The following is a 23,509-nucleotide window of genomic DNA, read 5'->3' on the forward strand; positions in this document are numbered from 1 at the left end:
CTTACATCACCCAATCCTTGACCACCATGTGGGTCTTCACTTTCTGCATGCCGGGAAAGCCTTCAATGGCTTCGCGGATTTCACTCAGGCGCTGCATGGTCTGGGTTTCGATATACACCAGCATGTCCGTTTCGCCACTGATGCCGCTGCAACGGATGATCTCGGGAAATGCGCGCATGCGGGCGACGTTTTCTTCGCAATAAGCACCTGCATAAAACAATTCCAGATAGGCTTTGATTCCAGCATCGCCCGGCAGCACAACCTGGGCCTGATAGCCTTTGATGATCCCGGCCTGCTCCAACTGACGGATACGCTCACTGACGGCTGAACGGGATAGGTTTACTTCCCGGGCAATCTGGCTGACGGCCAGCCGCGCATCGGTACGCAACAGGGCGAGGATCTGCTGATCAAACTTGTCCACGATTTCTCTCGAATGATGATGCTTGCCAGAATGACGGCGAAATCCGTCACTTTGCCGGTCAACGCCGACGCTTCGACAGAAGTCTTATCAGGCGCTTGGCCATACGCTATCCGGCAAATTTCCAGAGCATACATCATGAGTCGTCTTAACCAGGAACTGAGCCTGTTGCAGGGCATCGGCTTGCTCAGCACGTCGTTGCTGGGCACCGGCATTTTTGTCGTGCCCGCACTTGCGGCAACCGCTGCCGGAGACGCCTCGCTATGGGCGTGGATGCTGTTGATTGCACTGGTGTTGCCGGTGGCCTTCACTTTTGCCCAGCTTGGCCGTCAGTTCCCCCATGCCGGCGGTGCGCCACATCTGATTGGTCGCGCTTTCGGGCCGCGAATGGAACGCGTAAGCGCTCTGCTCTTTCTGGCGGTGATTCCGGTCGGCCTACCCGCTGCATTAAGTATTGCCAGCGGCTTCTGGCAGAGCCTGTTTGGGCTTAGTTCAGCACAGACGCTGCTGATCCAGCTGGCAACACTGGCAGCCATGCTGATCCTCGGGCAACGCCCGGCGAAGGCATCAGGACTGATTCAGGGGGTGATTGCCGTGGCGATCATCCTGACCGTCGCGCTGATCTGGTGGAAAGCTGATCTGCCTAACAGCCAGCAGCCGCTGGTGCCGTCAATCAGCGGCTCATGGCATCTGCTGCCAGCGGCGCTGGGCGTGATGTTCTGGTGTTTTGTCGGGATTGAGGCGTTCACTCATCTGGGCGAAGAATTCAAAAATCCACAACGGGATTTTCCGTTGGCGCTGGTGTTCGGCGTATTACTGGCCGGGCTGGTGTACTGGGCCTGTTCCGTGGCGGTGCTAAGTCTGAATGCTTACGGCGATGTGCAAACCGACTCCGGCTCCATGCCGCTGATGCTGTCGCACCTGCTGGGTGAGAAAGCCCGCGTGCTGGCTGCGCTGATCGGCTATCTGGCCTGTTTCGCCTCGATGAATGTCTACATTCAGGGCTTTGCACGGCTGATCTGGAGCCTGGCAGATGAAGGCAAGTTGCCGAATGCACTGGCCAGCCGTAACCGCCATGGTGTGCCCGGCCGTGCGCTGCTGCTAGTGATTGCGGTGTGCGCTCTATGCGCCAGCTTGGCGCATGGGCTGGCGCTAACGGTGGATGACCTGATCCGCTACGCCAACGGCAACTTTGTCTTGATCTACCTGTTCAGTATGGCCGCTGGCTGGATGCTGCTACGCGGCTATGCACGGTTGCTGGCGGCCTTCAGCACGCTGTTATGCGCACTGGTTGTGCTGATGTTGGGCTGGGATGCGGGCTATGCGCTATTACTGCTGGCAGCGCTTGCCGGGCTGGACCTGTGGCGCGAGCGTAGGGCTCGTCCCACCCGCCTTGCAGGCCGTTCCGGGTAATCACCGCAAGACTGTGCACAGCCCAATACAGTGGAGAAATGCAACAGGGAGTCCAATACCGCTGGTAATGCCGCTATGCTCTGTCCAGGCAATTAAAAGGACTGACCATGCGCCGCATTCTCAACGACCTGAAAATCCTGATTCTCGCCAACCTGTGGATTGTGCCGGTACTGGCTGGACTGGTGGGGGCCCTGTTCTACTTCGTTGCACCACCTCCACCCATGCATGCGCGCATGGCGACCGGTACGGAAACCGGCGGTTACCACACCTTTGCCAAACAGCTGCAGGCTGAACTGGCCGAGCACGGTTTTGAACTGGAGCTGGTGACCAGCAGCGGCTCACGAGAAAACCTGCAGAAGCTCAATGACGATGAAGTCGAACTGGCCATGGTACAAAGCGGCCAAGAGCTCAGCCTGAGCCCTGAGCAGCGGGAAACCCTCATTGGTCTGGGCGTGATGTACAAGGAGCCGTTGTGGTTGTTTGTCGGCAACAAGACTAAGTACGAACAGTTTGCCGACCTGAAAAAACTGCGCCTGGGGATCGGCTCAGCGCAAAGCGGTACTCAGGCAGTGACGCAAGCCCTGTTCGAAGCCAATCAGATCACACCCGATCTGTACCCGAAAAACTGGCAGCACATTGGTGGCAGCAAGGCGCTGGACGCTCTGCTTGAAGGCAAGCTGGACGCTGCGTTTTTTATCGGCCCGGCTGAAAACAATCTGGTTCAGCGCCTGGCCGCCAGTGAGCAAGTCCGCCTGGTAGGTCTGCGTCGCAGCGAGGCTTATCTGGCCCGCCTGCCTTACCTGAGCCGCGTTGAGGTCAGTGAAGGCATGCTGAACATGGCGCAAAACGTGCCCACTGAAAACATCACCACACTGGGTCCGGTTGCGACGCTGGTAGCCGGCGAGTCGTTTCATCCTTCGCTGACACCGCTGATCCTGGAGGCGGCCCGTACCGTGCTGGAAAACGGCAGCCTGCTCGACCCTGCAGGCAATTACCCGGCTCGCCCGCCCCGCTCCCTCAACACCCTGAGTGAGGCCGAGTACTACTACGACAAAGGCTTGCCGATCCTGCAGCGCTATCTGCCGTTCCGCATTGCCTCGCTGGCGGACCGCTACATCATTCTCGCTATCCCACTGCTGGTGCTGCTGTTCCCGCTGTTCAAAGCCATCGGCCCGATCTACCAGTGGCGCATCCGTGCGCGTATTTACCGCTGGTACAAACACCTGCGGGAGATCGATCAACAGCTTTACAAAGGCCGCCTGAGCAGTTCGCTGGACGAAGAAATCGCCCGACTGGAACGGTTGGAAGATGAGCTGGCGCGAGTTGAGGTGCCGCTTTCATACTCCAGCGAGCTGTACGAACTGCACATGCACCTGCGCTACATGATCGACCGGCTGATCGCTTACAAGCAACGCACGACTGATGAGGGTCAGGTCGGGTAACATGGCGGCTTTCTGTTCACCACGCATCACGAGACTGCCATGCCGATCCGCCATTGCATTGTTCACCTGATCGACAAGAAGCCAGACGGCAGCCCGGCCGTACTCCATGCCCGGGATGCCGAGCTGGAAGCCTCCCAGGCCATCGAGAACATGCTCGCTGACCTTAACGAAAGCTACAACGCCAAACAGGGCAAGGCTTGGGGCTTCTTTCATGAGGAGTCTGCTGCCTTTCCGTTCAGCGGTTGGCTGAAGACTTATCTGGATGGTGGCCAAGACTTCACCGCATTCAGCCGTCAAGCCGTTGAACACCTGCAAAAGCTGATGGAAGAGTCCAACCTCTCGGCGGGTGGGCATGTGCTGTTTGCCCACTATCAGCAGGGTATGACCGATTACCTGGCTATCGCCCTGCTGCACCACAGCGAAGGCGTAGCGGTAAACGATGCGCTGGACGTCACCCCGGCCAAACATCTGGATCTGGGTCAGTTGCATCTGGCTGCGCGCATCAACATCTCCGAATGGCGCAACAATCCCAACTCCAAGCAGTACATCTCCTTTATCAAAGGCAAGAACGGCAAGAAAGTTTCGGAGTACTTCCGCGACTTTATCGGCTGCCAGGAAGGTGTCGACGGTCCGGGCGAAACCCGCACCCTGCTCAAGGCCTTCAGCGACTTTGTGGAGAGCGAAGACCTGCCTGAAGAGCAAGCCCGCGACAAGACCAAGACATTGGTCAGCTACGCCACCAGCCAGGCCAAACAGGGCGAGCCGATTACTCTGGAAGAGCTGTCCGGTCTGATTGACGAGGACCGCCCCAAGGCCTTCTACGAGCACATCCGTAACAAGGATTACGGCCTGTCACCGGAAATTCCGGCGGATAAGCGCACATTAAGCCAGTTCCAGCGTTTCACCGGGCGCGCCGAAGGTCTGTCGATCAGTTTTGAGGCCCACCTGCTGGGCTCCAAAATTGAATTTAACGAAGACAGCGGCACGCTGGTGATCCACAACCTTCCGACTCAGTTGGTGGATCAGCTGAAACGCCGCAAAAACTAAACCATTACGGACTGACCGGACAAACCTTCCGGTCAGCCCGTAGCGCTGCATCAGCAAATAAAAGCTTCTGGCCATCACTGCACTCGATCTGTCGCCCAAGTCATCAATCCACCAAACAGTGTTATGACCTTTAAGCGCTAGGCTGAGTCTCTGACGAATTCTCAGGGCTGTTTGCCTGTAGCGCCTGCCAGCCAAGCACCAGAGCTTCCTTGGCTGTTTTCTTCAGACGTTTAATGGCGCGCTCGCGGCGTAAAGCCTCGCTCTTTGAGGCAGCACTCTCGATGTACACAAGCGCGACAGCCGGGCTCGAGTAGAAAAAACGTGCGCCTTTACCGCTCTGATGCTTGGCGAAGCGCTTATACGGATCGTCGCTGATACCACAGTACAGTGAGCCATTAGCGGCCCTTACCAGGTACACAAACCAGAGCTGAGGGCTAGGAAGCGGTTCGTCGGGCGTGTTGTCAGACATGGGGTTATTACGCAAGAAAAGTGCGTCAAATCTTAACAGAGCACTGGAAAATGCGCTTTTTGTAGCCTGCAAGTGATCAATTCGACACGGATCAGCTTCAGAACTTTCCTATGAAGGATCGATCCACTAGCCTTCTACCGCTGGCCATAACGTGCCAATTATCGAGTATTTCGCCAAAGGTTGATGCTCAGTTCACCGACCGATCCCGGATTTACCAGAGCGATTACGTACTCACTACTGGATGCATTATTCGGCCATGGATTGCACAGTCAGTCACCACGTAGACCTGACGTGCCTGTTTGGAAAACAACGATGCAAGAGTCAACAAGCAAACGCCCTTACCGCGTTTACTGGTCATTAGTCTGGCTGCTGACAGCCCTGAACCTCGGGCGTTTTTATGAGCTGAGCACACCCTTCTGGCTGCTGCTTTATCAAGTGGCACTGATCGGCAGCTATGCCTTAATGTTTATCGCGATCCCCTGCCTGATCACCCGCGTCACTCGGCACCACCTGCCGGCACTGACAGCCATAATTGCAGTCTTGTCCGCGGCGCTGGTGCAACTGACGTTGTACTTCGACTCCATGCTCTGGCAGTTGTATGGGTTTCATATCAATGGTTTTGTCTGGAACCTGCTAACCACGCCTGGCGGGCTGGCAGCATTGGTGACCTCACCCTCCACCGAGCAAGACCTGACCCTACTGGGCTTGAGCGTGCTGGCCCTGTACACGGTGTTGCTGCTGGCCTCTTTTTTCCTCGCGCGAATCCCCCTGCCACTGCCCAGGGCTGCGTGGGTGATTCCGCTGTTTCTGCTGGTGACCAGCGCCGAACGCCTGACGTACAGCATGAGCCATTTCTATGGCTACTCCCCGGTGCTGGAAAGCGCCCAGGCTACGCCCTTCTACCAGCCGCTGACCATGCGTCGCCTACTGGAGCAGCGTTTAGGCCTAGAGCGGCCACAACACCTTGAAGTAGACGGTGTCGAATTAAAGGGCCAACTGCGCTACCCACAAGAGCCGCTGAAGGTCATTGCCCCACAGAAGCCCTTAAATCTGGTCTGGCTGGTGGCTGAATCCTGGCGGGCCGATGCGCTCAATCCCAAGGTAATGCCGCAAACCTATGGCTTTGCCAATCAGGCGCAAAACTTCACCCGGCATTATTCCGGTGGTAACGGCACCCGCATGGGCATGTTTTCACAGTTTTACGGTTTGGCCGCCAATCTCTGGTTCCCAGTGCTCGATGCCCGGATCGGCAGCCCCCTGATCGAGGCGCTGCAGCAACAGAACTATCAGCTGAAACTTTTCACCAGCGCCCGCTTCAGCTACCCGGAATATGACAAGACTATGTTCGTCAAGGTACCTGCCGAGCAGATGATCGCGGATTACAAAGGCCCCACTTGGCAGCGCGACCGCCGCAACGTCGAACGCATGCTGGAGTTCGTTGACAACCGCGACCCGGCAAAGCCCTTCATGACCTTTATGTTTTTTGAGTCCGCCCATGCCAATTACGATTTCCCACCCGAATCGGTCATTGCCAAGGATTACCTGCCGGACTTCAGCTCAGCCCGCGTAGATCTGGATAACGACATTGAAGGCATCCGTAACCGCTACCTCAACGCTGTCCATCATCTGGATAGCCAGATTGCGCGGGTCATCCAGCATCTCAAACGCAAAGGCCTGCTGAATAACACTATCGTGGTGCTCACTGGTGATCATGGTGAAGAGTTTATGGAGCGAGGCCGTTGGGGCCATAACTCGGCCTTCACCGATGAGCAGCTGCGCGTGCCGTTGATTCTTCATGTACCCGGTCGCGCACCTTTCAGAGAAGCATTGCGCACCAGCCATGTCGATTTGTTACCTACACTACTGCCGCTGCTGGGTGTGACGAATCCACCAGAACAGTATTCGATTGGCTACAGCCTGTTTAACCCCCAACCCAGACGAACGCTGATGGCTGGTGAGTGGGATAGCCTGGCGTTTATGACCGAGCAGTACAAACTGGTCGTGCCATTTAGCAGCGCAAACTTCGACGCGTTGAAGATCACCGATGCTAACGACAGTGACACGCAAGACCCACAGGCCGTACTGCAACAGCTACTACCGCAGGTTCAGGAGCAAATGCGCAGCCTGCGCAACTTCCTGGCCCGATAACGCAAAAAGGCTGCTGGCCCTAAGGGCACAGCAGCCTTTTCCAGATTAGCCAGATTGACTGACTTATTTCTGGTTGAAGCTCTGGATCAGGTTGGCGTAGGCCGGCAGGTGGCCGCCCAGAATACCGCCAAAGCCTTCAATGTCATTACGCCAGTCGCGGTGCAGCTCGCAACCCACGCTGAACCAGTTCATCAACTGAGCACCGGCCTGAGACATGCGGTTCAGCGCAGCATCACGCACGCTGGTGTTGAAGGTGCCGGAAGCATCAGTCACGACAAACACGTCGTAGCCAGCCTCGAGCGCAGACAGAGTCGGGAAGGTCACACACACGTCGGTCACTACACCAGCGATGATCAGTTGCTTGCGACCGGTTGCTTTGATGGCGTTAACGAAGTCTTCGTTGTCCCACGCGTTGATCTGGCCAGGACGAGCGATGTATGGAGAATCCGGGAACATAGCCTTCAGCTCAGGAACAATCGGGCCGTTAGGACCGGTTTCAAAGCTGGTGGTCAAAATGGTTGGCAGCTTGAAGAACTTGCCGATATCAGCCAGCGCCAGAACGTTATTCTTGAACTCGTCTGGGGTGTAATCACGCACCAGCGAGAGCAGACCGGCTTGGTGATCAACCAACAGCAGTACAGCGTCATCCTTGTTCAAACGCTTGTAAGTAAACGACATGTGAATCTCCTATCGAATGTCTAAGCCACAGCTAGAAAGAATCTGAACTGCGGTCTTAAAGCTTAGACGCCAGTTCCTCATCTGCACACAGAGCGTGAACGAAATCACTGTTCTGCAAGGGCGAACAATCTCAGAGCAATCCGCTACTATTCATGCACACATTACAGAGTTGAAATCTGATGAGATTGGATCTCCAAGAAATCGAAACCTTTATTCAAGTAGTCGAGCTCGGCAGCGTCAGCCAGGCAGCGGAACGCCTGAACATTTCAAAATCCGTAGTCAGCAAGCGCCTGAGTGACCTTGAGCGACGCCTGAACGCTAACTTGTTGTATCGCTCAACGCGCAAAGTGACCCCCACAGACAACGGGGTTCAGTTCTACCAGCAGAGTAAGGCGGCAATTTCCAACCTCAAGGAGGCGGCAGAATCCGCCACCTTTATCGACAGTGGTCTATGCGGCAGCATGCGAGTGCTGGCCCCAATGAGCCTGGGCACACTGTGGCTGGCGCCACGGATTGCCGAATTTATGAAGCTGCACCCCAGGATCAGAATCAGCCTGCAACTGGACGATCGCCTGACCGACTTTGAACGTGAAGGCTATGACCTGTGCGTGCGTATCTCGCGCATTGGTGACAGTGCGCTAATTGCCCGCCCCCTCTCCCTCAGCCAGCGGCACCTGTGCTGTAGCCCGGAATACGCAGCACAGAACGGCACACCGGGAAACATTTCTGAAATTATCGATCACTCGTGTATCGGCTACAGCAATGTGCCGTCGACACAGGTCTGGTCCTTCCAGACGATCGATCCCCCCAATGAAACATTCACCCTGTCACCACAAGGCCCCTTCACCACCAACAACGGCGAAGCCATGCGCGATATGGTGGTACAGGGCATGGGGCTGAGTGTGCTGCCTGAATTTATTATTCACCGCAATCTGGCCGAAGGCTCGCTGATTTCCCTCGAACCTGGCGTACGGCCAATACCAGACACAATCTATGCACTGTATCCACGCTCCAACAGATCGTCTCGCAAGGTCCTTGTACTCTGCGACTACCTTCAGCAGTGCCTGCTCTCGGAACCTTGGTATTACCCCATTGAGGCGCGCCAAAGCAGAACCTCCGCAGGCTAGAATGGCTGTTTTTAGTGGAGCCCAAGCCATGCAAACACCTGCTGTCTACGGCGTTGGCGATGCCTCCTACCAAGCCGCCGGAGGCTTTGAGGGACTGCAACGCCTGACCCGAGACTTTTACGCGCTGATGGACCAGCTACCCGAAGCCACTGCACTGCGCTCCCTGCACGGCTCCGACCTGTCCATCAGCCAGGACAAGTTGGCCTGCTTCCTCAGTGGCTGGCTGGGCGGACCACGGCGCTTCAGCGAGAAATACGGTTCCATAGCCATTCCCTCTTTCCATGCGCGCTGGCCAATTGATGAAAGCCTCAGTCAGAGCTGGCTCACCTGCATGGCCCAAGCCATTGCCCGCCAGCCCTATGCTCCAGAGTTCGCCGAATACCTGCTGGCCCAATTGCGGGTACCTGCCGAACGAATTGTTCAAGCCAGCCGCAACCGGCACGCCAACGCTGCTGACTAAGCCTAATCCGATGCACCACGGCCCCGACTGGCTTATGCCTGCAGTTCGGGGCCGTTTCGTTTGCGCCCTGAGTACACAGGCAGTTTTTTCCTAGCCAGCGACTACAAAAATCATCATTTCGCCTTTTCTGGCTTCTGCACAGAATGATTCCCGACATTCACGTTGACCGCATCCAATGCGCGACTGCAAGCAGAACAAGAAGAGGCCGGAGATGAACGATTTAAATCACGCTGCCACCCAAAGCACGGGCAATCTGAAACCACAGACGATCGAAATCGACACCTTGGTTGTCGGTGCTGGTCAAGCCGGTGTCGCCATGAGCGAACACCTGACCAAGCTTGAAGTCCCTCATCTGGTTCTGGAGCGCAGCCGCATTGCCGAAGCCTGGCGCACTGGTCGCTGGGATTCGCTGGTCGCAAACGGCCCTGCCTGGCATGACCGTTTTCCCGGCATGGAGTTTGAAGGTCTGGACCCGGACGCCTTCGCCCATAAGGATCAGGTTGCCGATTACTTCGAAGCCTACGCCCGTAAGTTCAATATGCCGATTCGTACCGGCGTTGAAGTGAAGAAGGTCGTGCGCAATGCTGACCGCGCCGGGTTCACCGTTGAAACGTCTGAAGGCGTGATTCAAGCTCGTCGCGTTGTGTCCGCAACCGGCCCGTTCCAAAAGCCGGTGATCCCGGCCATTGCACCGAAAATCGAGGGCATCACCCAGATTCACTCCGCCGCCTACTACAACCCGCAACAGATTGCCGATGGTGCTGTGCTGGTCGTAGGCGCAGGCTCTTCCGGTGTGCAGATTGCGGATGAACTGCAGCGTGCCGGTAAGCAGGTTTACCTATCAGTGGGTGCCCATGACCGTCCGCCACGAGCCTACCGCAACCGTGATTTCTGCTGGTGGCTGGGCGTGCTGGGCCTGTGGGATGCCGAAGCCGCCGTACCGGGTAAAGAGCACGTCACCATCGCTGTCAGCGGCGCTCGCGGCGGCCACACTGTAGATTTCCGCCAGTTGGCGGCACAGGGCATCACCTTGGTGGGCCTGACCAAATCTTTTGAAAACGGCGTGGTGACCTTCCAGCCGGATCTGGCAGAAAACCTTGCCCGTGGCGACGAAAACTATCTGTCGCTGCTGGATGCTGCTGATGCCTACATCGCCCGTAACGGCCTGGACCTGCCGGAAGAACCCGAAGCCCGCGTGCGTCTGCCAGAGCCGGAGTGTGTGAAGAATCCGCTCCTCGAGCTGGATCTGAAGCAAGCCAATATCCGCACCATTATCTGGGCCACCGGTTACTCCGTTGACTTCAGCTGGTTGCCGCAGACTGCCCTGGACGCCAACGGCAAACCACAGCACCAGCGCGGTGTTTCCAGCGAGCCGGGCGTTTACTTCGTCGGCCTGCCATGGCTGTCCCGCCGTGGCTCCACCTTTATCTGGGGTGTGTGGCACGACGCCAAACACATCGCTGATCACATCGCGACCCAGCGCAAGTATCAGGCCTATCAGGACGCCAGCCAGCGTCAGTTGAACCAATAAGCCGCAGGCAGGTGCCAGCCACCTGCCGTGCAGTTCATTCCATAATCACAACATCGGAATTCAGCACATGCCTACTCACACCCGTATTCGCATGTTCAATACCAAGGCCACTTATCCTAATCAGAGCCTGGACAACGACCTGTGCCAAGCCGTACGCGCGGGCAACACCGTGTACGTGCGCGGTCAGGTCGGAACCGACTTTGAAGGCAATCTGGTCGGCCTCGGCGACCCGCGTGCGCAAACCGAACAGGCGATGAAAAACGTCAAACAGCTGCTCGAAGAAGCGGGCAGCGACTTGTCCCACATCGTTAAAACCACCACCTACCTGATCGACCCGCGTTATCGTGAACCGGTTTATCAGGAAGTCGGTAAATGGCTCAAAGGCGTCTTCCCGATTTCCACCGGCTTGGTTGTCAGCGCTCTGGCTCAACCGCAGTGGCTGATGGAAATTGACGTAATCGCCGTGATCCCGGACGACTGGACACCGAATAACGCATAAGGAATTGCCATGACCTTCTCAATCGTCGGCCGCTGTGCCGAAACCGGCCAGCTAGGCATTGCCATCAGTTCATCCAGTATCGCCGTGGGGGCCCGTTGCCCGTGGCTGCGGGCTGGTGTTGGAGCGGTTTCCAGCCAGAACATCACCCTGCCCGCCCTCGGCCCGCAGATTCTTGATGAGCTGGAAGCTGGAAAAGAGCCTGCTGCGGCACTGGAACATGTGCTCAGCCGCAATGGCTACAGCCAATACCGACAAGTGGCGGTACTCGACAGCAAAGGCCGCACGGCGCTGTTCTCTGGCAGTGAATCCCTCGGTGTTTATAACGCGGTGGCCGGCGAACAATGCGTGGCGGCGGGCAACTTACTGAGCAGTCCAGCCGTTATCAACGCCATGGTTCACGCGTTTGAAACTTCAGGCGGACCGCTGGCTGATCGCCTGCTAAGCGCCATGCACGCTGCAATGGCCGAAGGCGGCGAAGCCGGCCCCGTGCATTCAGCGGCACTTAAAGTTGTGGACGACCTGACCTGGCCGCTGATTGACCTGCGTGTGGACTGGGCCGATCACGACCCAATCGGCGAGCTGGATAAACTCTGGCAAGCCTACAAGCCACAGATGCAGGACTATGTCATCCGCGCCCTGGACCCGACCAAGGCACCCAGCTATGGCGTACCCGGTGATGAATAGCCGTGATCTGCTGGCCAGACTGGTGGGCTTCCCCACCGTCAGCCGCGACTCCAATCTGGAGCTGATCCAGTTTGTCCGTGACTATCTGGAAAGCCTCGGCGTGTCCTGCGAGCTGGATTACAACAGCGAGCAGAGTAAAGCCAACCTGTATGCGCGCTTCGGCCCGGATGTGGCCGGCGGCGTACTGCTTTCAGGGCACACTGATGTGGTACCGGTGGACGGCCAGAACTGGACTGTTCCACCGTTTGAGCTGACTGAGCGGGATGGCCGTTTGTACGGTCGCGGCACGGCCGACATGAAAGGCTATATCGCCTGCGTGCTGGCCGCTGTTCCGCAACTGCTGGCCAAGCCACTGCGGGTGCCGGTGCATCTGGCCTTTTCTTATGATGAAGAGGTTGGTTGCCTGGGCGTTCGCACCTTGCTGGAGGTGATTCGTCAGCGCCCCAACCCGCCAGCGGTGTGCATCATCGGTGAGCCGACTGAGCTTAAACCGGTACTCGGGCACAAGGGCAAACTGGCCATGCGCTGCGAAATTCACGGCGCTGCCTGCCATTCGGCTTACGCACCGCAAGGTGTTAATGCCATCGAATACGCAGCCAAACTGATCAACCGCCTTGGCGAGATCGGTCAGCGCCTGCGTGCAGTTGAACGCCACGACCCGCGTTTTGATCCGCCTTTTTCCACCGTACAAACCGGCTTGATTCAGGGTGGCCGGGCGCTGAACATCGTCCCGGCGGAATGCCAGTTCGACTTCGAAGTCCGTGCCCTGCCCAGTGATGATCCGCAGCAAGTTGCTGATGAACTGCGCGCCTATGCCGAAAGCGAACTGCTGCCGGAAATGCGCAGCCGCAGTGAGGCCAGCAATATCGAGCTGAAGCCGCTCTCAGCCTATCCGGGGCTGGCAACAGACCCGCAAAGCGCCGCCGCTGAACTGCTGGCGATGCTCTGTGGCAGCCGCGAATTCGGCACGGTGGCATTCGGTACGGAAGGCGGCTTGTTCGATCAGGCTGGGGTGCCCAGCGTGATCTGCGGCCCCGGTAGTATGGATCAGGGTCACAAGCCGGATGAGTTTGTCACTCAGCAGCAACTGGATGCCTGCGATGCGATGCTGGCTCGGCTGGCCGGGTGGTTACAAAATCCGGTCTAAAGGTTCGTGGCTAAAGCCACTCCTACATAAACGCAACACCACCTGTAGGAGTGGCTTCAGCCGCGAAAGTCCCAGCGCTTAATCCGCCGATTCTTCCGCTTTGGAGCCCAGCTGCTCCTTGCAGAACTCTATAAAGAGCTGAGCAGGCTTGGTCAGTTGCGAACGTTTCAGCCAGGCTGCAGCGAGGCCAGAACCCGTCACATCTTCGGCGATATCCACCATCACCACTTTCTTGCCGTCGTAGGTGCATTCCGAATGCGGCCGCGTCACCAGCAGAGAGAAGCCAAAGCCCTGCCCGACCATGCCCCGCACCATCTCGATAGACGGTGAACTGAAGACGATATTGGGCGTCAGGCCCAGCTCCTCAAACAGACTCACGAAGTAGGTCCGGCTCGGCAGCACATCCAACAGGATCATCGGCTCCAGGCACAGATCACGCAGCGAAACCTGCGCCTGCCCGGTAAAGCGGTGCCCTTCGGGCAGCAATGCATATGGTTTTTGCGGTGCCATCAATGGTTCGCACTCTATGGTCACGTCCAGATCGTGGTCATACAAAATCGCCAGATCGAAGCGTCCTGCAGTCAGTCCCTGAATCAGCTCCTGCTGCTCGCCATCGCGAATGCGGATTTCAACCCCCGGATACAGTGCATTAAAGCCTGCGATCAGGCGTGGCAGGTACAACGGCGCAACGGTTTCAAAACAGCCGATGTCTATCTGCCCGGACACCACATCATTATCCGCAAGCGCGTTCTGCTCGAACTCCCGCGCCATGCGCATCAGCTCCTGCGCTTTTTTATAGAAGCGCGCGCCGCCCGGCGTCAGTGACACCCCTTGGGCGTGATGGCGGATAAACAGTTGCAGCCCAAAACTCTCTTCCAGCCCTTTGATCGCGGTCGAGATCGACGGTTGGGCGATGTATAGCTTGCGCGACGCCTCGGCCACACTGCCGCACTCCACCGTCGTCACAAAATACTTGAGTTGTCGCAAGGTATAAGCAGCCATGAGAACCCTCATTGCAGCTTTAAAGCCGCTTTTCTTATCTTTTTAAGTAGTCCCAACCATACCCCAGCCCTTGCCTTTGGGCTGACCATTTTTTTCATGGCTAACGAGCATATTTTTACTAATTTTCCTATTCCGCCACCTGCGCCACCATCGTCATCACAACTACAAAGCCGATCACGGCACCATGACGAGGTATACAGGCTATGTTGCAGCACAGCGATTGGCAGAAGCGTGCAGCCGATCAACGCTTCATCACCCAGGCTCTAATAGATGGTCAGTGGGTGAGCGCCCGCAGCGGCAAAACCTTTGACTCCATCAATCCGGCCACCAATCAACTGCTGGCGCAGGTTGCAGCCTGCGACAGTGAAGACGTCGATCTCGCCGTTGCCAGTGCGCGCAAAGCCTTTGAACAAGGCCCGTGGGCGCGTATGGCTCCCCGTGAGCGCAAGCAAGTGCTGCTGCGTCTGGCTGAGTTGATTCTGGCCAACCGTGAAGAGCTGGCTCTGCTCGAATCGCTGAACATGGGCAAGCCGGTGATGGACGCCTACAACATCGACGTACCCGGCGCAGCCGGTGTCTTCAGTTGGTATGGCGAGGCGCTGGATAAGATTTACGATCAGGTTGCCCCGACCGCAAGTGACGCCTTAGCCACCATCACCCGTGAGCCTGTCGGCGTGGTTGCTGCTGTGGTGCCGTGGAACTTCCCGCTGGATCTGGCTGCATGGAAACTGGGCCCGGCACTGGCTGCCGGTAACTCGGTGATTCTCAAACCTGCCGAACAATCGCCCTTCTCCGCTTTGCGTCTGGGTGAACTGGCGCTGGAAGCGGGTCTGCCAGCCGGTGTGCTGAACGTGGTTCCCGGCCTCGGCGAAACCGCCGGCAAAGCGCTCGGCCTGCATATGGATGTGGATTGCCTGGCCTTCACCGGCTCCACCGAGGTGGGCAAATACTTTATGGGCTACTCAGCCCAATCCAACCTCAAGCAGGTGTGGCTGGAGTGCGGCGGCAAGAGTGCCAACGTGGTCTTTGCCGACTGCCAGGATCTGGATCTGGCTGCAGAAAAAGCCGCCTTTGCGATTTTCTTCAACCAAGGTGAAGTCTGCTCCGCCAACTCGCGCCTGCTGGTACAGCGCGAGATTCATGATGAGTTCGTCGAACGTGTCATCGCCAAAGCACAGAAATGGTTGCCGGGCGATCCGCTTGATCCGTCCAGCCCGGCGGGTGCCATCGTGGATGCACGTCAGGCCAAACGCATCATGGACTTTATCGACATGGCTCAGCGTCAAGGCGCGAAGTTGGTCTGTGGTGGTCAGCGTTCGACCTTTAACGGTTCCGATAACTTCATCCAGCCAACCATCTTCACCAACGTCACGCCGGATATGCCGCTGGCGACTGACGAAATCTTCGGTCCGGTGCTGGCGGTTATTCCGTTCGACAGCGAAGAAGAAGCCATCCAGCTCGCCAACGACAGCCAGTACGGCCTGGCCGCTTCGCTGTGGACAGATGACCTGCACCGCGCTCACCGCGTTGCCCGTCAATTGCGTGCCGGCACCGTATCGGTCAACACCGCCGATGCGCTGGATGTCTGCGTGCCCTTCGGTGGCTGCAAGCAATCAGGCTTTGGCCGAGACCTGTCGCTGCATGCCTTCGACAAATACAGCCAACTGAAAACCACTTGGTTCCAGCTGCGTTCCTGACAGGAGTCACAGTCTCCACGGATCCGGATAAAAAGATTCACCTGACACAACAATAAGATGCAGGAGAGATCCCATGCGTGACCCAGACATTGCCGTTGCGGCTCCACTAAACGCTACCTCTGCGGTAGCTTCAAAACCCCGCCCGCGCCTGGGCCTCTCCGCGCTGCTGGCGGTGGCGGTTGGCCTGGTAGTTTCTCAGGGCGTAATGGTCCTGATGCTGCAAGGTGCGGGTATCGCCGGGCTGGGATTTCTCATCCCGCTGAGTCTGGCCTTTATTCTCGCACTGACTTACGCCGTATCGTTCTCCGAGCTGGCGTTGATGATTCCGCGCGCAGGTAGCCTGAGCAGCTACACCGAAGTTGCCCTGGGCCACTTCCCGGCCATTCTGGCGACCTTCTCAGGCTACGTGGTGGTCGCCATGTTTGCCCTGTCGGCCGAGCTGCTGCTGCTCGACTTAATCATCAACGAGGTTTACCCCGGCTCATTCCCGGACATGACCATTGCCTACGGTGTGCTGATTTTGTTCACCGTGCTTAACCTGCTCGGTATTGATCTGTTCGCCCGCCTGCAATCTGCGCTGGCGCTGGTCATGGTGATCGTGCTGCTGACCTTGGGCATTGCCTCGGTAACTGGCAGCGGCACAGAAGCGGCTCTGGGCACGTCGATTACCAGTGACTGGAACCCGCTGGGCGCTGGCGTTCTGACCCTGGTCGCCTTGGCCATCTGGGGTTTTGTGGGGGCAGAGTTCGTTTGCCCGCTGGTAGAAGAAACCCGTCAACCTGAGCGCAACATTCCGCGTGGCATGATGCTGGGAATAACCATCATCTTCATCACCATTGCTCTGTACAGCATCGGTGCTCTGTTCTACGTACCGCAGGCTGATTTGGCCAGCGCGTCACTGCCACACTACCTGTTTGCTACCGCCGTATTCGGTGAGGCAGGCAAAGTGGTTCTGGTCGTAGCCGCTATCACCGCAACCTGCAGCACAGTCAATACCTCACTGGCTGCAATCCCGCGCATGCTCTACGGCATGGCCGTGAACGGTCAGGCCTTCCCGCAACTGAAGATGGTCAGCAAACGCTTCAATGCCCCGTGGGTCGCTGTGCTGTTCGTAGCTGCCATTACCGGTATTCCGGTGATCTTCATGGGTGATAATCCAGGTGCCATCAGCCTGTTGCTGCTGGCGGCGTGTGTCGCCTGGCTGCTGGCCTATATCATCTGCCACCTGAACGTGATCGCCCTGCGTCGCCGTTATCCGGATATGCCGCGTCCGTTCAAAACACCGTTTTACCCGCTGCCACAAATTGTCGGTATCGTCGGTATGCTGGTATCTCTGTACTACGTGTCGCCAACGCCTGAGATGACCATGGACATCGTCTACTCCTCCGGCGCAGTACTGGCTCTGGTCTCCGTGATCGCAGTGCTGTGGATTAAATTCGTGATGCGTAAGCCTCTGTTCAAACCCGAGCCAATCGAAACCGTACTGGCCCGTAAATGAACCCCAGGCCGGGGACGGTCCCGGCCAGCTACACCTGCAATGATTGAGGTTGCTGAAATGACGAGCCCGAATACTCCATCCCGCTCCACTCAGGACTATCAGGCAGCCGATGCTGCTCACCACATTCACGCATTTCTGGACCAGAAAGCCCTGAATGCCGAAGGCCCGCGGGTGATCGTGCGCGGCGAAGGCTTGTACCTGTGGGACAACGACGGCAAACGCTACCTGGACGGCATGTCCGGCCTGTGGTGCACCAACCTCGGCTATGGCCGTCAGGATCTGGTCAAAGTGGCCGCCGAGCAAATGGCCCAACTGCCGTACTACAACATGTTCTTCCACACCACTCACCCTGCGGTGGTGGAGCTGTCTGAGACGCTGTTCAGCCTGCTGCCTGGCCACTACAGCCACGCGATCTACACCAACTCAGGCTCTGAATCTAACGAGGTTCTGATCCGCACCGTGCGCCGCTACTGGCAGATCCTCGGCAAGCCGCAGAAGAAGATCATGATTGGTCGCTGGAACGGCTATCACGGCTCGACCCTGGCTGCGACCGCGCTGGGTGGCATGCAATTCATGCACGAGATGGGTGGCATGATCCCGGACGTCGCTCACATCGACGAACCTTACTGGTACGCCCATGGCGGCGATCTGACCCCGGAAGAGTTTGGCCGTCGTTGCGCCCAGCAGCTGGAAGACAAGATTCTCGAACTGGGCGCTGACAACGTCGCTGGTTTTATCGCTGAGCCATTCCAGGGCGCTGGCGGCATGATCTTCCCGCCGGAAAGCTACTGGCCGGAAATCCAGCGCATCTGCCGTAAGTACGATGTGCTGCTGTGCGCAGACGAAGTGATCGGCGGCTTTGGCCGTACCGGTGAGTGGTTTGCCCACCAGCACTTCGGCTTTGAGCCGGACACCCTGTCCATCGCCAAAGGCCTGACCTCCGGTTACGTGCCAATGGGCGGCTTAGTTCTGAGCAAACGCATTGCTGATGTGCTGGTCGAGCAAGGCGGCGTATTTGCCCACGGCCTGACCTACTCCGGGCACCCGGTGGCCGCTGCTGTGGCTCTGGCCAACATCAAAGCCCTGCGCGATGAAGGTGTGGTTGATCAGGTTAAGGATCAAACCGGCCCGTACCTGCAACAGTGCCTGCGTGAAGTCTTTGGCCAGCACCCGCTGGTGGGCGACATTCAGGGCACCGGCTTTGTAGCGGCTCTGCAATTTGCCGAAGACAAAGCAACCCGCAAGCGCTTCGCCAATGAAAACGACATCGCCTGGCGCTGCCGTACCATTGGTTTTGAAGAAGGCGTCATTATCCGCTCCACCCTGGGCCGGATGATCATGGCCCCGGCACTGGTTGCAACCCGCAGCGAGCTGGATGAGCTGGTGGAAAAAACCAAACGCGCAGTTGACCGCACCGCCAAGGAAATTGGCGTGCTGTAACCTCCGGTGTTTGTCAGACAGCCGCGCAATGTCGCGGCTGTTTGCATTCTGGCGAACGGAATTTTCGAATTATTCCCACGCCATCCCGTCCGTTGGCACCTGCCCGAACAGTCAGGAATCTGTAGAATTCTCCCATCGCGACTCCGCTGCGGAGTACTGTCTGAAACTGCCTGTTAACGCTTCAATCCATGCCCACAACCCTGGCTCGCCATCGACAACCGCTGCTGATCTGGATGCTGTATTTCAGCGTTCTAGTCAGTTCGTGGGCGTGCGCACTGAACCATGGGCAAATGACCGGACTGAGCCTTAGCGGCCTCACTCCGGCGTTTTGTTCGCTGCATGCTGAGGCGTCGTCTGCTGAGCCTTTGGCGCTTGAGCAGCACAGCACGATGAATGCAGCCGCAGAACCGAGCTGCATGTTGACCAGCCTGTTCAGCGCCCTTTTGTTGGCCGCCTTATTTGGCTTGCTGTGCCTGCTAAGGACAGATGCAGGCCAAGCTCTGCCAGTGCGCTGTTGCCACAGAGCCCCGCGTGACCGCTGGCCGCTGGCCAATCCCCGCGCCTCCCCACGCCCGCTTCCTTCACGTTGATTTCAGCCTGAAACAGCCCGCCTGAGGCGGCGCTGACGGCTGCTCGCTGATTCACAACCAGGAAGCTGAACATGCTCCGTAGAACAACTCTGGCGCTGCTGGTAAGCAGTGCGACCACCTGCACCTGGGCATTGGATGACACCCTCAATCTGCCCGCTGGCACCATTACTGCCACCACTCACAACAATGGGGAAGACACCCAGCTGGACCTCGACAAGCCCATCAGTAGTGGCTCACGTCTTAACCTCAGCGCTAGGGAAAACCCGGCCTCCGTCAGTGTTGCCGACCGCGCCACCATGGATCGCATCGGCGCGCGCAATTTCCAAGACGCAGCCAACGCTCTGCCCGGCGTCAATGCCTCAGCTCCGCCCGGTTGGGGCGGCTACGTGTCTTACCGGGGCTTTAACGGGGCGCAGATCGGTCAGTTATTCAACGGCATCAACCTGCAATCCGGCGCGGCCGCCCGCCCCATCGGTGACTGGATTTATGATCGAGTCGAGCTGCTCGGCGGGCCGTCATCGTTTCTTAATGGCAGCGGCGCTGTGGGTGGCAGCCTGAATATGATCACCCGCCTGGCCAACCGCGACGAAGATGTCTTCGAGGGCCGTACCCGTTACGGTCGCTACGACACGTGGGAAACCGCAGTGGGTTTTAACAAAGCGCTCAACCCAGACAGCGACGGAATCAAGCACTACGCCCGCATGGACTACAGCCGCACCAGCAGCAACGGCTATATCGACCGACAAGAGAACGGTGCAGGCAACGTTGCCTTCTCACTGCTCAGCGACATCAACGACCGACTCTCCCACACCTTGGCCATCGAGTATCTGGAAGAGAAAGAAGACAGCCCGTACTGGGGCACTCCAACGCTGCAACCGCAGTCCGGCGAGTTGCATATCGACAAGCACAATCGCTTTAAAAACTACAACGTTGAAGATGGCCGCTACGAGCAGCGCACCCGCTGGCTGCGCTCAATCACGGATTACCGCCTGAGCGATGACAGCCAACTGCGTAATACCTTCTATCACTACAAAGGCCAGCGCGATTACCGCAACCTTGAGGTGTACCGCTACAGCAATGACAACAGCCAGATTGCCCGCTCCAGCGCCTACCGCCAGCGCCACGATCAGGAACTCAACGGCAACCGCGTGGAACTCAGCCATGCAGGCGAACTGTTCAGTCTGAGCAGCAACTGGGCGTTTGGCCTTGAGTACAGCCGCAATCAACAGACGTTGTATCCGTTGTCGTCCGGCGCGTTTGATGTGGTCGACCCGGGACAGTTTGATCCCGGGCACTTCCTCGATATACCCGGCATGGACGCGCCACGTACCAAGGGCCGCAGCACCTGGACGGATACCTCGTCGCTGTTTGCCGAAAACCAGACCCAGCTGACCGATCAGCTGTCGCTGATTACTGCACTGCGTTACGACCACATCGACTTCGACCTCAAAGACCACGTCAACGGCCAGACCTATGACCGCCGCTGGGATGCCGTTACCGGCCGCCTCGGTCTGGTCTACGAGCTGACTCCCAACCTGAGCCTGTACAGCCAATACAGCACGTCGGCTGAACCTCCGGGAGGCACGCTGACCAGCGCCTCGGCGTCACAGGTGGGTGATTTTGACCTGAGCACCGGACAGCAGGTGGAAGTCGGCAGCAAGTTCGACTTTCTCGATGGCCGAGGTAGCGCCACAGCAGCGGCTTATCGGATTGTGCGCAAGAACGTCTCGGTGCCCTCTTCAACTGTGCCCAATACCACAGAGCAAGCCGGTCAGCAGACTTCAACCGGGGTCGAACTGGCGGCCTCTTTCAAAATCACTCCTAAACTGCTGGTCGCCGCCAACTATGCCTGGGTAGATGCCGAGTACGACGAATTCAACGAGAAGATCGGCGACACGGTGTACTCACGCAAAGGCAAAAACCCGGTGAACATCCCCGACCGCACTGCCAACCTGTGGCTGACTTACCAGATGGCACCGAACTGGAAGATCGGCGCGGACGCCCGCTATGTTGCCGCAGCCTACGCCGATACCGCTAACACCATGTGGGTGCCGTCCTACACCCTGTATGGCCTGTCCATGAGCCATGATCTGGACGAGCACATTCAGCTCAACGCCCGCGTCCGTAACCTGACAGATGAGGTCTACGCCCGTTTTATCCACCAGAGCAACACCCAGTACTACGTGGGAGAGCCACGCAGCGTTGAATTCGAAATGCAGTGGAGATACTGATGAAGCTCAAACGCCATCTTTATCTCTGGCACCGCTGGCTGGGTATCGTCTCGTGTCTGTTTATGGCGCTGTGGTTCATTTCAGGCGTGGTCATGCTGTATGTGGGCTACCCCAAACTGACACCAGCCGAACGCCTTGGCCACCTGCCGGAGTTACCCGCCACTTGCTGTGCACCGCTCCCAAACCAGTGGGCACATATCCCACTGGAAAGCCTGCGGCTGACCAGCCTAGCCGGGAAACCGCATTACCTGCTGGTGTTGCCTAACGGACAGCATCTGGCCGTGAATGCACAAAACGGCAAACCCGTCAGCGAGGTTACTCAGTCTTGGGCCGTCGCAAACGCCTGGCAGTTCAACGGCAACACCTCGCTGTATTATCAAGGCCTGCTGGATGAAGACATGTGGACCCACTCCCGCGCCCTTGACCCGCACCGTCCGCTGTACCGGATAGTCAGCAACGATAAAGCGAAAACCTGGCTTTACCTGTCCAGCCAGACGGGTGAGGTGGTGTTGGATGCCAACGCACAGGAGCGCAGCTGGAATTGGCTCGGTGCCTGGCTGCATTGGCTGTACCCGTTGCGCGGGGGATTCGGCATAGAAAATGGCTGGCGCATGCTGGTCATCGGCCTCTCGCTGATCGGTACTACGATGGCTGTGTTCGGCATGATCGTGGGCCTGCTGCGCTTGCGCCTGCGCACCCCATATCGCCATGGCTCCTGCAGCCCTTATAAGACCGGCTGGCTGCACTGGCACCACATCGCAGGCCTGCTGTTTGGGCTGCTGCTGGTGCTGTGGGTATTCAGCGGCTTCATGTCTATGCGCCCGTGGGGGCTCACCGACGGCCACTCACAGCTGCTGAGCAAAGACTTGCAGCAGGGGTCGTTGCGCGCTGCTGATCTGAGCTTCGGGGTCAATGAGGCGCTGCTTCAATTCCAGACGGAAACCGGCTTCAAGCCCGTTGAGCTAGAATGGCAGCGCTTAAGCGGCGAAACCTATCTTGTGGCCAGGGATGCCACCGGCAAGAGCCGCATTCTTGAAGACTTCGAGCCGCCTAAACTGGCCTTCTCCCGTGAGCGCCTGCTCGCAGCCGCGCGCCTGCTTGCCGAAGGCATCACCTTGCAGGGTGACTGGCAAAGCCACTATGACAACTACTATTACGCGCGGGCCGAATACAGCATGAACGGTGCGCAGGAGCGTCCGCTGCCAGTGGTGCGGATGCGCTTTGGCGATGCGGAAAAAACCTGGCTGTACATAGACCCAACCAGCGGCAAGGTGGTGGCACGCAGCGATGAGGCTCAGCGCACTAACCGCTGGCTGTTTAATCTGCTGCATAGCTGGGACATTCAGGCCCTGCTGGATCGGCCGTTGCTGCGCGAAGTGCTGATTATCCTGTTCAGCCTGGGCGGACTGTTGGTCTCAGTAAGTGGTGTAGTGCTCAGCTGGAGACGCCTGAGTCGGAGGCAGCAACAGCGCCAACGCAGCCAGCGCCTATAACTGCCAGAGTCCTGAGACTATCAGGGCTGGCAGTTGCCAGCCCTTTCAGCGCCAACGATCTGCCGCAGCCTGATCGCTGTTACGTCCTTCAACCCAGCGCGGACCGTTCGCGGTGTCTTCTTTTTTCCAAAACGGCGCACGGGTTTTCAGATAATCAATGATGAAATGGCACGCCTCAAACGCCGCCAAGCGGTGGGCGCTACAGGTGCCGACAAATACAATCGGTTCACCCGGCTCCAGCCGCCCGATGCGGTGGATCACATCAACCTTCAGTAGCGGCCAACGCTGCTGCGCCTCAGCAATGATTTTATTCAGCGCTTTTTCAGTCATGCCGGGGAAGTGCTCAAGAAACATCCCGCCAACATCCTGCCCGTCATTAAAGTCACGCACATAGCCGACAAAGGACACCACAGCCCCAATCCCCAGGTTGTCGGCGTGCAGAGCATTCAACTCAACTCCGGGATCGAAGGCGTGGGGCTGAACACGGACAGACAT

Annotated in this window: 21 protein-coding genes; 16 read left to right on the forward strand and 5 right to left on the reverse strand. The window is 57.9% G+C overall.

The genetic code is table 11. The features are described 5' to 3' along the window. Position 1 precedes the first annotated feature (1 nt). Complete coding sequence (locus AO726_RS03805) at positions 2-421, reverse strand: Lrp/AsnC family transcriptional regulator (RefSeq protein WP_058066708.1); 420 nt, start codon at positions 419-421, stop codon at positions 2-4. A 135-nt stretch (positions 422-556) separates the two neighbouring features. Here AO726_RS03805 and yjeH point away from each other — a divergent pair, with 135 nt between their 5' ends. The 3 genes from yjeH to yejK all read left to right on the forward strand — a co-directional run bounded on the left by yjeH (position 557) and on the right by yejK (position 4,320). Beyond that, on the forward strand, positions 557-1,831 hold the full coding sequence (gene yjeH / locus AO726_RS03810; protein WP_058066709.1) for an L-methionine/branched-chain amino acid transporter: 1,275 nt from the start codon (positions 557-559) through the stop codon (positions 1,829-1,831). Between the two features lie 107 nt (positions 1,832-1,938). Then, positions 1,939-3,273: a TAXI family TRAP transporter solute-binding subunit gene (locus AO726_RS03815; protein WP_058066710.1), complete on the forward strand. Its 1,335-nt coding sequence runs from the start codon at positions 1,939-1,941 to the stop codon at positions 3,271-3,273. Positions 3,274-3,312: 39 nt separating this feature from the next. Next, a complete protein-coding gene (gene yejK / locus AO726_RS03820; protein ID WP_058066711.1) occupies positions 3,313-4,320 on the forward strand; it encodes a nucleoid-associated protein YejK in 1,008 nt (335 codons plus the stop codon). A gap of 130 nt (positions 4,321-4,450) precedes the next feature. On the opposite strand, the gene AO726_RS03825 is transcribed toward yejK, so the two are convergent. Beyond that, entirely contained in the window at positions 4,451-4,789 is a 339-nt protein-coding gene (locus AO726_RS03825) for a GIY-YIG nuclease family protein (RefSeq protein WP_058066712.1), read from the reverse strand. A gap of 312 nt (positions 4,790-5,101) precedes the next feature. Here AO726_RS03825 and AO726_RS03830 point away from each other — a divergent pair, with 312 nt between their 5' ends. Continuing rightward, a complete protein-coding gene (locus AO726_RS03830; RefSeq protein ID WP_058066713.1) occupies positions 5,102-6,937 on the forward strand; it encodes a sulfatase-like hydrolase/transferase in 1,836 nt (611 codons plus the stop codon). Between the two features lie 63 nt (positions 6,938-7,000). On the opposite strand, the gene ycaC is transcribed toward AO726_RS03830, so the two are convergent. Beyond that, positions 7,001-7,615, reverse strand: coding sequence for an isochorismate family cysteine hydrolase YcaC (gene ycaC, locus AO726_RS03835; RefSeq protein ID WP_058066714.1), 615 nt, complete (start codon positions 7,613-7,615; stop codon positions 7,001-7,003). A 179-nt stretch (positions 7,616-7,794) separates the two neighbouring features. Between ycaC and AO726_RS03840 the strand changes: the two genes are divergently transcribed. The 6 genes from AO726_RS03840 (at position 7,795) to argE (ending at position 13,063) form a co-directional block, all read left to right on the forward strand. After that, positions 7,795-8,742, forward strand: coding sequence for a LysR family transcriptional regulator (locus tag AO726_RS03840; RefSeq protein ID WP_058066715.1), 948 nt, complete (start codon positions 7,795-7,797; stop codon positions 8,740-8,742). A 28-nt stretch (positions 8,743-8,770) separates the two neighbouring features. Continuing rightward, positions 8,771-9,202, forward strand: coding sequence for a group II truncated hemoglobin (locus tag AO726_RS03845; RefSeq protein WP_152987223.1), 432 nt, complete (start codon positions 8,771-8,773; stop codon positions 9,200-9,202). 211 nt (positions 9,203-9,413) lie between these two features. Further along, positions 9,414-10,733 carry a flavin-containing monooxygenase gene (locus AO726_RS03850; protein ID WP_082629040.1) on the forward strand — a complete coding sequence of 440 codons (1,320 nt, stop codon included), beginning with the start codon at positions 9,414-9,416 and terminating at the stop codon, positions 10,731-10,733. A gap of 67 nt (positions 10,734-10,800) precedes the next feature. Continuing rightward, complete coding sequence (locus tag AO726_RS03855; RefSeq protein ID WP_058066717.1) at positions 10,801-11,232, forward strand: RidA family protein; 432 nt, start codon at positions 10,801-10,803, stop codon at positions 11,230-11,232. A gap of 9 nt (positions 11,233-11,241) precedes the next feature. After that, positions 11,242-11,916: a DUF1028 domain-containing protein gene (locus AO726_RS03860; RefSeq protein ID WP_058066718.1), complete on the forward strand. Its 675-nt coding sequence runs from the start codon at positions 11,242-11,244 to the stop codon at positions 11,914-11,916. Beyond that, entirely contained in the window at positions 11,906-13,063 is a 1,158-nt protein-coding gene (gene argE, locus AO726_RS03865) for an acetylornithine deacetylase (RefSeq protein WP_152987241.1), read from the forward strand. The genes AO726_RS03860 and argE overlap by 11 nt, the downstream gene beginning before the upstream one ends. Positions 13,064-13,141: 78 nt before the next feature. On the opposite strand, the gene AO726_RS03870 is transcribed toward argE, so the two are convergent. Beyond that, positions 13,142-14,065: a LysR family transcriptional regulator gene (locus tag AO726_RS03870; protein WP_058066720.1), complete on the reverse strand. Its 924-nt coding sequence runs from the start codon at positions 14,063-14,065 to the stop codon at positions 13,142-13,144. A gap of 203 nt (positions 14,066-14,268) precedes the next feature. Here AO726_RS03870 and AO726_RS03875 point away from each other — a divergent pair, with 203 nt between their 5' ends. The 6 genes from AO726_RS03875 to AO726_RS03900 all read left to right on the forward strand — a co-directional run bounded on the left by AO726_RS03875 (position 14,269) and on the right by AO726_RS03900 (position 23,014). Continuing rightward, entirely contained in the window at positions 14,269-15,762 is a 1,494-nt protein-coding gene (locus tag AO726_RS03875; protein ID WP_058066721.1) for an aldehyde dehydrogenase, read from the forward strand. Between the two features lie 73 nt (positions 15,763-15,835). After that, positions 15,836-17,260 carry an APC family permease gene (locus tag AO726_RS03880; protein ID WP_058066722.1) on the forward strand — a complete coding sequence of 475 codons (1,425 nt, stop codon included), beginning with the start codon at positions 15,836-15,838 and terminating at the stop codon, positions 17,258-17,260. Between the two features lie 57 nt (positions 17,261-17,317). Next, complete coding sequence (locus tag AO726_RS03885; RefSeq protein WP_058067088.1) at positions 17,318-18,700, forward strand: aspartate aminotransferase family protein; 1,383 nt, start codon at positions 17,318-17,320, stop codon at positions 18,698-18,700. Positions 18,701-18,888: 188 nt separating this feature from the next. Further along, a complete protein-coding gene (locus AO726_RS03890) occupies positions 18,889-19,290 on the forward strand; it encodes a DUF2946 family protein (protein WP_058066723.1) in 402 nt (133 codons plus the stop codon). A 71-nt stretch (positions 19,291-19,361) separates the two neighbouring features. Beyond that, positions 19,362-21,521, forward strand: a complete 2,160-nt coding sequence (locus AO726_RS03895) for a TonB-dependent receptor (RefSeq protein WP_058066724.1) — start codon at positions 19,362-19,364, stop codon at positions 21,519-21,521. Then, positions 21,521-23,014 carry a PepSY domain-containing protein gene (locus AO726_RS03900; protein WP_058066725.1) on the forward strand — a complete coding sequence of 498 codons (1,494 nt, stop codon included), beginning with the start codon at positions 21,521-21,523 and terminating at the stop codon, positions 23,012-23,014. Before AO726_RS03895 ends, AO726_RS03900 begins: the two co-directional genes overlap by 1 nt. A gap of 45 nt (positions 23,015-23,059) precedes the next feature. On the opposite strand, the gene moaE is transcribed toward AO726_RS03900, so the two are convergent. Beyond that, positions 23,060-23,509 (reverse strand): molybdopterin synthase catalytic subunit MoaE, encoded by a 450-nt coding sequence (moaE, locus tag AO726_RS03905; protein WP_058066726.1) that lies wholly within the window; start codon positions 23,507-23,509, stop codon positions 23,060-23,062.

It is taken from the genome of Pseudomonas sp. TTU2014-080ASC (assembly GCF_001446935.1).
In the GTDB taxonomy this organism is placed as follows: Bacteria; Pseudomonadota; Gammaproteobacteria; order Pseudomonadales; family Pseudomonadaceae; genus Aquipseudomonas.